This is a genomic window from Bacillus bruguierae, from assembly GCF_037104725.1.
Classification (GTDB): Bacteria; Bacillota; Bacilli; order Bacillales; family Bacillaceae_G; genus Bacillus_A; species Bacillus_A bruguierae.
Genome location: NZ_JBAWSX010000010.1, coordinates 1 through 14,109 on the forward strand (window position 1 = coordinate 1; position 14,109 = coordinate 14,109).

Annotated in this window: 11 protein-coding genes and 3 pseudogenes; 11 read left to right on the forward strand and 3 right to left on the reverse strand. The window is 32.8% G+C overall.

The window, feature by feature from the left end; translation table 11 throughout:
* Positions 1-229 precede the first annotated feature (229 nt).
* Positions 230-1,687, forward strand: coding sequence for an IS4 family transposase (locus WAZ07_RS16215; protein WP_336473436.1), 1,458 nt, complete (start codon positions 230-232; stop codon positions 1,685-1,687).
* Positions 1,688-2,293: 606 nt separating this feature from the next.
* Here WAZ07_RS16215 and WAZ07_RS16220 read toward each other — a convergent pair.
* Positions 2,294-3,403, reverse strand: coding sequence for a matrixin family metalloprotease (locus WAZ07_RS16220; RefSeq protein WP_336473285.1), 1,110 nt, complete (start codon positions 3,401-3,403; stop codon positions 2,294-2,296).
* Positions 3,404-4,101: 698 nt separating this feature from the next.
* Here WAZ07_RS16220 and WAZ07_RS16225 point away from each other — a divergent pair.
* Positions 4,102-4,713 (forward strand): annotated as a pseudogene (locus WAZ07_RS16225) (recombinase family protein).
* Between the two features lie 72 nt (positions 4,714-4,785).
* Complete coding sequence (locus tag WAZ07_RS16230) at positions 4,786-5,445, forward strand: protein kinase family protein (RefSeq protein WP_042984588.1); 660 nt, start codon at positions 4,786-4,788, stop codon at positions 5,443-5,445.
* A gap of 309 nt (positions 5,446-5,754) precedes the next feature.
* On the opposite strand, the gene WAZ07_RS16235 is transcribed toward WAZ07_RS16230, so the two are convergent.
* A complete protein-coding gene (locus tag WAZ07_RS16235; protein ID WP_336473286.1) occupies positions 5,755-7,191 on the reverse strand; it encodes an IS4 family transposase in 1,437 nt (478 codons plus the stop codon).
* 247 nt (positions 7,192-7,438) lie between these two features.
* On the opposite strand from WAZ07_RS16235, the gene WAZ07_RS16240 reads away from it, so the two are divergent.
* Positions 7,439-8,365 (forward strand): DUF2268 domain-containing putative Zn-dependent protease, encoded by a 927-nt coding sequence (locus WAZ07_RS16240; protein WP_336473287.1) that lies wholly within the window; start codon positions 7,439-7,441, stop codon positions 8,363-8,365.
* Positions 8,340-9,107: a MerR family transcriptional regulator gene (locus WAZ07_RS16245; protein ID WP_336473288.1), complete on the forward strand. Its 768-nt coding sequence runs from the start codon at positions 8,340-8,342 to the stop codon at positions 9,105-9,107. Before WAZ07_RS16240 ends, WAZ07_RS16245 begins: the two co-directional genes overlap by 26 nt.
* A 335-nt stretch (positions 9,108-9,442) precedes the next feature.
* On the opposite strand, the gene WAZ07_RS16250 is transcribed toward WAZ07_RS16245, so the two are convergent.
* A complete protein-coding gene (locus WAZ07_RS16250; protein ID WP_090914499.1) occupies positions 9,443-9,676 on the reverse strand; it encodes a hypothetical protein in 234 nt (77 codons plus the stop codon).
* A 445-nt stretch (positions 9,677-10,121) separates the two neighbouring features.
* Here WAZ07_RS16250 and WAZ07_RS16255 point away from each other — a divergent pair.
* The 6 genes and pseudogenes from WAZ07_RS16255 to WAZ07_RS16275 form a co-directional block, all read left to right on the forward strand.
* Positions 10,122-10,318 (forward strand): annotated as a pseudogene (locus WAZ07_RS16255) (SAM-dependent methyltransferase); the annotation flags it as partial.
* Between the two features lie 8 nt (positions 10,319-10,326).
* Positions 10,327-10,527: pseudogene (locus tag WAZ07_RS26410) on the forward strand (HAMP domain-containing protein); the annotation flags it as partial.
* Between the two features lie 4 nt (positions 10,528-10,531).
* The gene (locus WAZ07_RS26415) at positions 10,532-10,711 is read left to right on the forward strand and encodes an ATP-binding protein (protein ID WP_461781909.1); all 180 of its coding nucleotides are present in this window, start codon (positions 10,532-10,534) and stop codon (positions 10,709-10,711) included.
* 301 nt (positions 10,712-11,012) lie between these two features.
* The gene (locus WAZ07_RS16265) at positions 11,013-11,360 is read left to right on the forward strand and encodes a YxeA family protein (protein ID WP_336473289.1); all 348 of its coding nucleotides are present in this window, start codon (positions 11,013-11,015) and stop codon (positions 11,358-11,360) included.
* A 42-nt stretch (positions 11,361-11,402) separates the two neighbouring features.
* Positions 11,403-12,164, forward strand: coding sequence for an ABC transporter ATP-binding protein (locus WAZ07_RS16270; protein WP_336473290.1), 762 nt, complete (start codon positions 11,403-11,405; stop codon positions 12,162-12,164).
* Positions 12,165-12,179: 15 nt separating this feature from the next.
* Positions 12,180-14,033, forward strand: coding sequence for an ABC transporter permease (locus WAZ07_RS16275; protein ID WP_336473291.1), 1,854 nt, complete (start codon positions 12,180-12,182; stop codon positions 14,031-14,033).
* Positions 14,034-14,109 lie beyond the last annotated feature (76 nt).

Below are 14,109 nucleotides of genomic sequence, written 5' to 3' on the forward strand. Positions count from 1 at the left end.
CAACCACAAATTTTTAACACTCTAATAAACGAATGGTTGGATAGAGTTGAAGAAACTTATATTTAACTATGGGGTCCCGCTACATCACTATCAATCTAAGATTTTGCACTATCCATAAAACAAAAAAGACGTTATCTTTTCTGTAGAATTATAGGAAAGGATGGCGTTTTTTATGAATCTTTCGATTCTTGATGAACTTCAACCGATTGCTGAAGAATTACAACGACATATGTCTCCTCATGTTTTAGAACACCTAGCTAAAGAAAAAGGATTCGTTCAACGAAAGAGTAAATATCAAGCAAAGGAGTTAGTTGCTTTATGTGTATGGCTTAGTCAACAGGTTGCAAGTACATCACTCACGCAATTATGTAGCTATCTTGAAGTATCTACAGGTATTCTTATCAGCCCTGAAGGGCTTAACCAACGATTTAATGCTTCCGCAGTAAAGTTTCTTGAACAAGTTCTAGCTAACCTTCTAGCCAAAAAAATTCATTCAACACAAAAAATACTTCATCAATATACCACGACCTTTAAGCACATTCGGATTCTAGATTCTACAACACTTCAACTTCCAGATAAATTTTCTTCACATTATCAAGGTTCAGGTGGAAGTAGCCATACGGCAGGAGTCAAAATTCAATTAGAGTATGACCTATTGAGTGGGAAGTTCCTGCACGTTTATGTAGGAGAAGGAAGAGAAAATGATAAAACCTTTGGTTCAACAAGCCTACAAACCATTCGACCCAAAGACTTGTATATAAGAGATTTAGGCTATTTTGACTTACATGACTTACAGAATATCCATAATAAAGGAGGTTACTATATCTCACGTTTGAAATTAAATTCTCGAATCTATCGCCAAGACTTGGCAGGAGAACAGCGTCAGAAAATAACAGCCGTGAAACCTCAAAGCAATCCACTGATATTTGTGTATGCGGACGAAAGTGGGAAAACTGGTAGTGAGGCGTACTTGATTGTAGGCAGTGTTTGGTTTAATGATATGCAACGTCATCAAGAAGTGCAGCATGATATGCGTGCATGGTTAGCCGAGAACAGGGAACGAGCGCAACAAGAGCAGATTCGTTTTCCAAATGAGTTTCACTTTACAGAGATGAAAAAGAATCAACTTGAGTTATATAAACAATTTTTTGATAAAGTCATGCAATTTTCAGATATGATGAGTTTCAAAGCAGTTACAGTGAGGAAGAGTCAAATTCAATACAAGACGCTAGAACAATCTGTTTATTCTCTGTATTATCAGCTCGCTCATCTTGGGATTGAGCATGAAGTACAAAGCGGAAGATTATCTCTTCCAAGAAGTATCTGCTATTACAAAGACGCAGACGACGGTTCCGACAAGCTTCATTTAGAAGAAACGAGACAACTCTTACGAGAACGATTTAAAAGTAATTACGAAGAGGAACTTCGTCTTGAAATCATGAGTGGCATGCCATCTAAAACGTTTGTGGTGATTCAAATTGCGGACTTGATAACCGGAGCTGTTTCCAGAAAATTAAACATGCCTGAAGGGAACAATCATAAAGATCAATTTGCAGAATACATTTTAGAGCGACTTAATGTCGATTATATTCGGCACGAAGTCAGTGAGATTGACAACGGTCAAACAGCTGCCAATATTGAATTCAAACAAGAACAAGATATGTTTTATGTCCACATATTTGAATAGGGAAATGTACACTTACCATAAATAGCAAAGCCGCCTATCGGACGGCTTTTTTGTGTAGTTTTGAAATATAGTTGAATTCTTATAATTCACTAACTGTAGAAATTGAAAATAATACATGTAAAACTGATTTTTTCAATGATATTAAATAAAAAGATACCTTTCTGTTTATAACGAAATGTCCCAAAAAGTAAAGTTTTGGGACGTTCAAAAATAGAAAAGTTGGATTTATAATTATCAAAAACGATGATTTTTGAGAGTTATGAAATGCCCCAAGATTGGTATCTTATATATTACTTAAATACGTTATCAAAACTTCTACCAAAAACAAATTAATATTAACTACCCTTTATAATTATAATTATATATTGTGGCTTTTAAATAAAGTTGCGACGTTTATAAAAAAGTCGCGATGCTTTATCTCCTTAATTAAAGAATTCTAAGTGAGTTTTAATCAAACTTTTTATAAAACGGAATGTTCATCCAAAAAGAAAAGAAACTATTTTGATTAATATTTTTCAAAATGGTTTCTTTTTGATTCTCACTAAATAAGGATTTGTAAGCTATTTTTGATCAAACTTTATTCAAAATCAACAGTTAGGCTTGTTGTTAATTTCTAATTATTGCACCTTCGCAAACGCCGGGTATTAGTTGCTCTTCTTGAGGAAGTTCTGTTACTTTTAGTGCCATCTCACATTCAATTTCACTATTAGTTAAGAAAATTGAACTAGGAAAATTCGTTCCCCAGTTATTAACTTTATCAAAATCTCTTGTGGTAGAAGGTAAAGCATCATCGTGTCCAGTATCAAATTCCACTCCAGATATGTGTAATTTTATTATATCTGTTTCTTTATTAACAACAAAAACAGCTCTAACACCTATGTGATACGGGATGTTAGGGTTATCATCTTCAATTTGGTGGTGTTCCCAAGATTTGGTGATGATAGTACCATCACCAGTGTTTTCAATGTGAAAATCCCACCGTATTTCAATGTCATCCTCAGGATCAGCACCGTCATCAACTTCATAAACTTTCATATTTAAAATTTCAACTTCAAATATTTTTGGAAAAATTCTTACAAATTTAGTTTCACAAAATTCCTCTTGTATGAGGTGGCGTTTTGGATTATTGATTTGTCTACATTGATCATCAGTTACGTTTGAACCAGGTGGTCTTGGGTACATGATGTTCCTTTCGTCAGAAGAATGACTTAAGCTCAGGACATGTCCCAGCTCATGAGCTAGAACCTCTGTAATAGTTTCTCCCTCTGCTATCGCTATAAAATACCTGCCACCCTCTGAATTATCTTCCCACATTCCAACCCCACTTTCCCCACTTTGAAACTTATTACCTCCAATATAGTAGAGATTCACATGGGGTCTATCGGAACAACAAGGTTTAAGATCCCATAAACGATTAGCCTTAGAATTCTCTCGAAATCGCTCAGCGGATATAATATCTTCAGCCTTAAAATAATATTCACTCGGATAGTCTACAATTTCAACAAGTTTTCTAAAACTTTTAATGTTGAACATAATTTTGCAGCCACACCAAATTTCTGATGCCCTTTTTAACTGTTCACAAATTTTATTTTTAAGCGCATCCATCATATCCTCATTTACGCTAGGTGTTATAAAAATACAAATATTAACAACTCGGCATTTTTCTGTAATAATCTTTTTTACATTATCGGGTACGTTATTACAAAAATCCAGCATAATCCAAGCCTCCAATTGATTTGTTAAACTCAAATTTAGGATTTACTATGCTAGGTGAACTTATGCATTTTGTTATTTATTTGACGGGGCCCGTCCACGTTTAACAAAAATCTACGTTAAGCGATTTTCGACATCGAAAAACACTGATTTTACTACTCTAAGGACAGTCATTATAGGTCTTTGAGATTAATGAAATTTACCTGTGAAAGTAGCTTCAAATCTGTTTCATGTGGCATTAAAATAAAGTTACGGTGATTATAAAAAAGATGAGATGTTTTGATGCTTTTCTATTAAAGAATTCTAAGTGAGTTTTAATCAAACTTTTTTATAAAACAGAATGTTTATTCAAAAAGGAAAGAAACCATTTTAATCAATCTTTTTCAAAATGGTTTCTTTTTATGTGCCGTAAGAACGGTGTGCTGTGGGATATTTTTATTCAAACTTTATTTTGGACCAACATATATTTCTTTAGGTTTATTTCATAGTATCAAAAGGTACACCTTTAGATACATTTTTAGCTTTAATGTATTTAGTGTTAAATGCCCCCTTGAATCATCTGAAAAAGTATACCTTTACAGATACATAGGAAACTATAAAAAACAACGTCTATAAATATCCATTTCTTATTTTACAGACATCTGTTTATTTTATATATCTTTACAGACATAATTGGTATAATTACCAGTGAGGTGTAGCATATGAAACATAAAAAATTTGGATATGTCCGAGTTTCGAGTAAAGATCAAAACGAAGAACGACAAATTCAGAATATGAAAGATTTAGGAATAGAAGATCGAGATATTTTCATAGATAAAGAATCTGGGAAAAATATATAGAGAGAGAATTACCAAATGCTAAAACGTCTTGTTCGTACAGGAGATACCATTGTGTTTGATTCCTTGACAAGACTTGGAAGGAATATGAATGATACATTAGAAGAATTTAGATATTACGAAAAACATAAAGTAAATTTACAATTTATAAAGGAACCATACATTAACGTCAATTACACTGGAGAAAGTACAAATGGTGTTATTCAGAGCGCAATTCAAAAAGCAACACTTACAATATTATCTGCCTTTGCAGAAAAAGAGCGCATTGATATTAAACAACGTCAAGCTGAAGGAATTGCTCTTGCCAGAAAACAAGGTAAACGTTTAGGGCGTCCGCCTATCGAAATAACAGAAGAATTTACGGATGCTTATAAGGAATGGAAATCCGGTTCAATTACAGCCGTAGGAGCTATGGAAAAATATAAAATCAAACGTTCTTTATTTTATAAACTTGCCAAACAGTATGAGGGAAATTAAATTGTATATGTCTTGACATATTCATTTTAAAATGTGGATGGGACCCCTTTTAACAAAACCGGAGTGGAAATGATGAGTATAAATAGTTTTGTGGGATTGATAAAGGATGAATTATTAAAAGAGGTAAGCATAAGAAGTGAGGATGAATTCGAACCTGTAGTAGTTAAAGATATTCCTAGACTTTGGAAGTGTTTAGGGACAGGTAATTATGCCGCAGTATTTATGCACAAAGAATACAAAGATTGGATAGTGAAAGTTTACGCGCGAGAAGGAGAAGGAATTGAAAAAGAGTCAGAAGTATACCGAAGAATCGGAAATCATCCTTCTTATTCGAAGCTTATATATAAAGGAGAAAATTTCATAGTATTGAAACGTTTAAAAGAAATTACCTTATACGATGCTATTCATAAGGGGATTAAAATTCCTAAGCAGGTAATCCTTGATATCAATGAAGCTTTAGAGTATGCAAGGGAACAAGGATTAACTCCTTGTGATGTTCACGGGAAAAATGTGATGATGGAAAACGGAAGGGGATATGTAGTCGATGTATCTGATTTCTTAAAAACAAAAGAAGATAGTAAGTGGAGAGACCTAGAAAAGGCATATTTTACATTTTACTTGCCTTTCATTTATAAATTGCCTTTCCCTGTTAAAATACCGTATTTCATGTTAAACATTGTTAGACGTTCATATAGAAAATATAAGAAGCTTAAAAAGAAATTCAAATTGTAAAAGGACCACATACTTATCTTTAGGTTAGATAAGTGAACCACTAGTAAACAAAAGGACCGTACATTTTAGATATGTCTAATATGTACGGTCCTAATTTTATAACTTCATGAAGTAATCAGTAAGCTTTTCATTTTCTTTTTCACGCAATTGCTTATTTTCTTCTTCAAGGCCTCACCATACATGCCCATCAACTTAAGAACGGAAACAAAATGAACTTTCGTTCAAATAAACTACAACACTCTTACAACACTTTTTATTCATTAAAAATGAGCATGCTAAATAAACCTAGATAGGTATCATTTTTAAAGATTATGCAGCTTTCTTTTGTTTTCTAAGTTCACTATACTCATAGACAACACCCATAATATCAAAGACTGTTTTCTTCTCATATCGATGAGATTTCCGCCCATTTTTCTGTAGTAGGTGGAATAAACGGATTAGAACCTTTGTTATTTCTTGAGTGTCTTTCTGTATAGCTTGATACAAAAGATATAGATAATCTTGGATCATTCCTATCGCTTTATATTCGCTTAATTCTCTTTTCTTCTTTTGCAAAAGAAGTTGGCGCATTTTAAACATAGTAGAGGAGCACAGGAAAATAGCGATTAGCTTTCCATATAAGTGGCACTCTAATCGTTCTTGTTTTACATTACGATAATGGTCTATTTTGAAGAGTGATTTCCACGTTTTAAAGATAATTTCTACTTGCCAACGCAAAGTATATAACTCATGTACCTGTTCCATCGGAACCCATTCCCAAGGTGTATTCGTCACGTACACGTTTAATCCCGCTACCATTTTACTTTTCTCTGAGTACGTTCTATTTTTAGATTTTTCTTTCTCCGAGATTTTCGCTCGTCTTTTTTGAAGTTGTTTTTCTGTTAATCGATTAAAAATAACACGTGAAAACAGTTGTTGTTTATCACCAATATAAGCATGTTTTAATTCAAATGCTTCTCCGGGGTGTAGTTGGTTTAAAATCTGTTTTACATCAATTTGTATGTATTCCGATTGTTTTTTTATTGCACCATTTTTAAAGTATTCCGGGTTTGGATTTTTCACATATACATTCGTGTTTAATTTCAAACGAGAAATATAGTATGTGCCTCGTTGATCCATTTGATCTAAGTCTTCCAATGAAAAATAACCCAAATCACGAATACATAAATCTCCTGGTCGTAAAGTGTCTAAGCACTCCGTACCAAATGCTTTGTCATTATTTTTTCCTGGTCCAACTTGAAAGTTAAGAAATTCTCCACTGTGCAAATCATATTCTAATTGAATTTTGATTCCGGCTGTTTGGGCACAACCTCCAGAGCCTGGATATACATTCTCTAAGGCATTTGGCACTTGAAATACGGTGGCATCTAGGATACGAATTCGTTGAAAATAAGAGAAGAGGTGGTTAGAAATTTTCGTTTGTTCACATGCTTTTTGCTGTAACAGTAAAGAAAAAATATGTTGTAACAACAAAACTGCTTTTGTATTTAAGCGTTTATTTAAGCCCTCAGGGCTGAGTAAAGTACCTGTCGCAGCGTAAAGCCTACTACATAATCGAACCAAAGGGTCACTTGCCACTCGTTGACTCATCCAAATACAAATAGTAGCTAAGTCTGAGCCAGAAAACTTGCGTTTTCGTTTTACAAACCCAAGTTCTCTTGCAAGTTCTTCTAAAAATGTGGGTGTAACATATCGTTGTAATTCTTCCGCAAATGGTTGTAATTCATCTTGAATAGAGAGATTCATAAGAAAACGCCATCCTTTCCAATCTATCATTTTTAGAAAGAATAACGTTTTTCGGTATTCGAGGGTATTAAAATTTCTAAAATTGATGGGCATGTATGGTGGCCCCTAATTACAAATGAAAGTGTCCTATTAATATTTCAAAAAACACCTAATCCCATCCTCCTGCTATATTTTTAGTTAATCCCCTTGACTATAACGCTACGTCATAGTGCATAATTTTAACTATATTAAATAAGGAGTGAAAGAAATGAATATAAAATCATTACGCTCAGATAAAATATATCGAAAAATTTTACAAGCTCCAAAAGAGGAAAAGGTTGAGTTATACAGACAAGAAATGTTGGCTCCATTTATGGAGAAATGGGAAATTCAATATGTTCCATTTAAAGCTGATGAGCCAAATGGTTTTGATGTTATTACATTGAATAATATAATGAGCATTTCTCCTAATCAGATTACAAATGAGATTACACCAGAATTAGAATTGATTTCGTCTGATTCTTTTTGGTCTGAGTGTAAAGAAGCTGTTAGGAAAAGCCTTCATTTATTTAGAGAGCATGATGTGAACCTTCGTGTATCCGATTACTTATTCACGATTCTATTAGGGGATCCAAATAGCCCTTCATTAATGTTAAATGAAGGATATAGTGGTGATGGAGGTATCCCTGGCTATATTTTGTGTACACTTGTGCCAAATGAATACACAATACCTCGAATGAAAGCTGCTTTAGCACATGAATGTAATCATAATGTTCGATATCAATTTATTCAGTGGGACCATACTGTTACTTTAGGTGAATTAATTGTTAGTGAAGGGTTAGCAGAAAACTTTGCTACTTCTATTTTTGGAGAAGATCTACTCGGTCCTTGGGTATCGAAAACAACTATGGAAATGCTTAATAGACATATTAAACCTGTGCTCAAGGAACAATTACAATTAACAGGATTTGATAAAATTGCACCGTATCTTTATGGTGACGAATTAGCAAAAATTCAAAACTATATGCCAGTCAATATGTCTTATGCTGCTGGTTATGCCTGTGGATACTATTTAATTAAATACTATTTAGAAAAAACAGGTAAAAATATCTTTGAAGCCACAATAACTCCTGCCAATCTAATATTAGATGAAATAAAAGGATTTTGGGATGAAGAAACAATTATTAAGGGTTAAAGATATTGTCCAAATTACAGGCATAACAAAAAGAACCTTACAATATTATGATAAAATAAATTTATTAAAGCCAATTTACTTAACAGAAAATGGTTATCGACTCTATGACAGGAACAGTTTAGCAAAACTTCAAACGATTCTATTTTTTAAGGAAATGGACTTTTCTCTAAAGGAAATTGCGGATATTTTGAAACTTACGAGAGAAGAACAGCAACAATTATTAAAGAAGCATAACCAAACTTTATTGTTAAAAAAACAACGTTTAGAAACAATTATTACTGCGGTGGATGAGTATGTATCAGGAAAGGATATCTACAATTTAAATATTTTTAATAATTCATCCATTTTACCATTACAAGAACAATATGCTCATGAAGCGAAATTCATCTATGGAGAAACAGAAAAATACAAAGAATTTGAGGGGAAACTGAAAAAACACTCTCCTAGTGAAAAAGCGAACTTATTTCATGAATTCGAACAAAACATGGAAAGAGTATTTAGAAAAATTGCCTCCTATATTAATCAATCACCTACTTCCGATGAAGTACAGCAATTAATTGTAGAATGGAAAAGTTATCTCGAACAATCTATTGTATGTGACTCTGAAATGTTGACATGTATTGCAAATACGTATAAATTTGATAATCGATTCAAAAATTATATAAATCAATTTAGTAATGAAGACTTAGCTGAATTTTTATATAACGCCATTATACATTATATCAATAAACAGAAGCGTTAATTTCATACTTTTATAATACAACATATAAATAAAAGATGGTGTTAATTGAAATTTCACACCATCTTTTTAAATAACTATATTTGTTTTGAAACGACTTTATTATCACTCACCCCCAGAACGAAATTTTGTGCTAACTTGTAGTAAAAAAGCTCATTTTTTCGTTTTGGGGTGGATTTATTTTCTTAAGTTGATGGGCATGTATGGTGACCCCTTATATATATCAAATGCTCTATCATGATCTTGGCTTCGTTGCCTAGCCATATTCACCATCTCGCGGTAATCCCTTTATAAAATAAAAAGCATCCTATTTAGATGCTCCCTGCGTTTAGATTTTTCTATATAATACTGATACCCATTACCATAACGCTACCTAATACAATACATACTAATCCTAACAATATTAAAAACTCTGGTAAATCAAAGTGATTGAATATCATACCTATAATTAAGCCCACAGGGAATACTAGAACTTCTAACCAACTTATACCTCCAGCTTTCTTTATTTCATAGTATGTTGTAATACTGGTAATCAAAATTCCTAATATAATCAAACCGACTCCTAATAACATTCATCCACCCACTTTTTTCCTCCATGTTACCATAAAAGAATTATCATTAGGTTTTCTTCTTTATAAAATAAAAAGCAGCGGATTCGCTACTTAATGTTTAATACAATTTAAAAATATCGAACATATCGGAATCATAACTTAAAAGTTATGATTCGATTTTTAAAGTGCTGTATTATCAATAGATAAATAGATGTCATAAATTAGTATCTAAAGTTAGTCCCAAAAAGGGACAATTTTTATGAAATATGGTTATGCACGAGGCAATACATTACATCAAGATTTTAAATTCTAAATTCAAACATGAACGGATTACCGCCATATTGCAATCACGTTAAATGCTACTCCTTTTAAGAAAAACTTAAGAAACTCTCTCGAAATTTGTTAAGAAATGCGATTTATACTGAAATCGACTTAACACAATGCCGAATGAACGGGGAGATAGTTGATGCAATTTATCACATTTTTAAGTGAATTTATAAAACATCCAAAAAACACTGGAGCAATTGCACCAAGTTCTAATATACTAGCAAAAAAATGGTGGGTGCAATCGATTTTGAAGTGGCAAAATGTATCGTAGAATTAGGCTCAGGAACAGGGTCTTTTACGAAAGAGATCATGAAGAGAAAAAAGAAAAAAACGTTACAGAAACGAAAGGGAAAAACTTGTATATGTTTGTAAGTGGGATTCCAGAAGGAGATATCACATATGAAACAAAAGAGGGAATTCTCCCTTCCTTTATTGGAATTATCGTGTTTATCTTTTCTTTCTTTTATATTACAAAGAGAAAAATGAAGCAAATTGAAGCGATGGTGCAAGGAGTAAATGAGATAGCAAAAGGAAACTTAGCATATTGAATTGAAGAATTTATTTGAACGTTTTTATAAAAAGGATCAATCAAGAAGCAGAGTCTCAGAAGGATCTGGACTTGCCATTGCAAAAAGTATTGTTGATTTGCAAAGCGGAGACATTCGGGCAGAATATGAAGACGGTATTGTGCGTTTTATTATTTCACTTCCCATTGAGGCAGAAAAGTAATAATGTTATATAAATTGTTTCTAGGTGTAATGAAATGATACAAACTGAAAATGTGCCTTGTGTTAACAGGGTAAAAAAGAACTCTTGCAAAAGAGTTCTTTTTTATTAGATTGGAAAATTATTGAATGATTAAAGTTTAAAGCTTTTGTTAAGAAAAAGTTAAGAAATCCCCTCAGTATTTATTAAGAAACACTCTCTATACTTAGAAATGTGTTAGAAAGCATATTCATTCTCATTAAAATCCCAAAGGATGAATGAGATGACATCTAATTAAATAGGAAAAGAAAGGCGGAAAAGATAGATGAAAAAAGCATGGATTGCAGTGTCAGGATTAGTTGTTGTAGGAGGTGGATTATTAACTTATATGGGAGGAGAAACAATAGATAGATTTAATCCATTAGTGAAAGAAAAAGATGTGTACGTCCTTACAAAAGGGGAAGCAAAACCTGATGGTAAGAGATATTTTTACATGTTAAACGGAGTTGATGAATCAGGCGATGAAAATACCATTAAAGTAGGGGTTTCTGGTAAGGATGATTATTCAGATTCTTATTTAAAGGTTCATGTAAAAGGAAAGTATGTTTACAAATTTGAGAAAGTGCAGGAAAAAGAAGTTCCTGAGAAAGCAAAAGAAAAACTAAAAAAATAAATAATGAATTTATCGAGTTAAAAACAAAGGTAGGAGAATATTATGAACAACTCAGTTGTAAATGTAAAAAATGTTCAAAAAGTGTACGGTAAAAAAGGTGAAAATCAGTCACACGCTTTGAGAGATGTATCGTTCTCGATTCAAGAGGGAGAATTTGTTGGAATCATGGGACCGTCTGGTTCAGGAAAAACAACATTATTAAATGTAATTTCAACATTAGATGCAGCAACTGGCGGCATTGTTGAAATTGCTGGTATCGATATCACTAAAATGAAGCAAGGAGAGCTTTCAAATTTTCGCTCTCAAAAATTAGGATTTATCTTTCAAGATTTCAATTTATTAGAGAATCTATCTATTTATGAAAATATTGCGCTTCCACTTTCACTTCAAGGAGTCCCATCGCGTAAGATTGGTCCAAAAGTAAAGAAAGTAGCCAATATGTTAGGGATTTCGGAAATACTTCAAAAATATCCATCTGAGGTATCTGGTGGACAAAAACAACGTTCCGCGGCAGCACGCGCGCTTGTACATGAACCAGCAATTATTTTAGGGGACGAGCCAACAGGGGCACTGGATTCAAAAAATGCAACAAGCCTTTTAGAAGCAATGAAAAATTTAAATGAAAAACAAGATGTTTCGATTATGATGGTTACTCATGATCCATATAGTGCAAGTTATTGCCAGCGCATTTTGTTCATTCAAGATGGTGAGTTATATAAAGAAATTCATCGTAGTGGTACGCGTGAAGTGTTCTATAAAGAAATTTTAGATGTACTTGCGGATTTAGGTACACAAAAAGGATAAGAAAGGACACCCACCATGATATTTAAACTTTCTATATCAGGACTAAAAAGTAAGCTAAAAGATTATATTGTCTTACTAGTTGGTCTTGTTATGTCAATTTCAATTTTTTACATGTTTCAAACGCTAGCATTAAATAAAGCATTTGTTGAAGCAAATACTACTATTCGGTCCATTGCGCCTGTTTTTCAAACGGGTTCAGCTCTATTAGCAATCATTACATTCTTCTATGTTCTATATGCAAATTCTTTTTTGATGTCTCTTCGCCAAAAAGAATTTGGGATGTATATGATGTTAGGTGCAAAAAAACATAAGGTTACATTACTTATGTTTCTGGAAACGATTATTATTGGGGCAGTATCCTTAGTAATTGGAATTACAGTAGGAATAGGGCTTTCACAAGGGATTGGTAAACTCCTCATGAAGCAACTGGATTTTACTGCGAGTGGTTACCAAGGGTTTTATGTACCATCTATGTTAGTTACTTGTATGTTCTTCTTGGTATTATTTGTGTTATCTGCCATTATGAATAGTGTGAAATTATCACGCATCTCCGTTCTGCAACTTGTACATGCAGATGCTTCAGCAGAACGTACAATGATTAAAGGTAAGTGGACCGGGATTGTTTCATTTTTAGCTATTATTTTATTAGGAATTGGATATACTTCAATGATTTATATGGATAAGTTAAAAGAACAGGGTCCTATGATTGCGATGCTTACAACTACAGCGGGAACGTATATGTTATTTACTTCTGTCCTTCCGCTTATTATTAAAAAATTAAAGAGTAATAAAAAGCGTAGTGAGAAAGGTCTTAATGCTTTTACATTTGCTCAATTAAACTTTCGTATTAATAGTTTAACAAAGGTACTCGCAACAGTAGCAATGTTAGTAGCACTTGGTGCGGGGGCGATTTCAGGTGGGATGGCTTTCAAGAATAACGTAATTCAATCGACGGATCAACTTGAAATATACGATACAGTCATTCATAATCCGACAGCAGAAGAAAAGAATATTTTAGATGGTATTACATTTAAAGAAAAGAATGAATATCACTATAAGATAGATGACAAATATGTTTACTACTTGAAAGAAGATCTAGAGAAAAACCGTCCACTTGTGCAAGCTGGAATAGAAAAAAAGAATAGAGGGAAAGTAAAACGAGTTTCTGGAAATCTTCCTGTAGGAGCAATTTCAAAATATGGTGAGGAACATATGGAGAATACAAATATTATCCCAGAAGAGTGGGATGACGCTTTACGCTCTCTTCAACCAACCTATTTAAATTACATGGAAAAAGTAAAAAAAATAGTAGATCAAAAAATGTACGATGGCATACAAGAAAAAGAAAACATTGTTGTAATTGGAAAAACTGAGGATTTTGTAACATATTTAGATAAATGGAAAAAAATTGACGAGTTGCAGCTAGTTAAATATAAAAATGTCACAGCTGAAGATATCTTCAGTAAATATCAAATATATACTGGGATTTACACCAGTGCCAGCGGAACAGTATTTATGGGTTTCTTCTTAGGTATTGCTTTCCTTTCGATGATGGCAAGCTGCTTAATGTTTAAGATTCTTTCTGGTGCATCAAAAGATATTGTACGCTATGAAATGCTTCGTAAAATTGGAGTCCGTCATGAATTATTAGCAAAATCCATTTATAAAGAGTTATTTTTAGTGTTTTTATTTCCGGGGATAGTAGGTATAATTCATGTATTATTAGGTATGAAGATTTTTGGTTTCATCTTAATTGATCCATATTTCCGTATTTGGTTACCGATCTTGATTTTCGTAGTTATCTATTCGATCTATTACTTTATTACAGTTCAATTATATAAAGGAATTGTTCTTCCTGAAAAAAAGTAATAAGAATGTGATGTTTTACTGTATAATCACTCTTTAAAATCCTCAATAATCTGGTGTTTTAATGGGGTAACAGAAA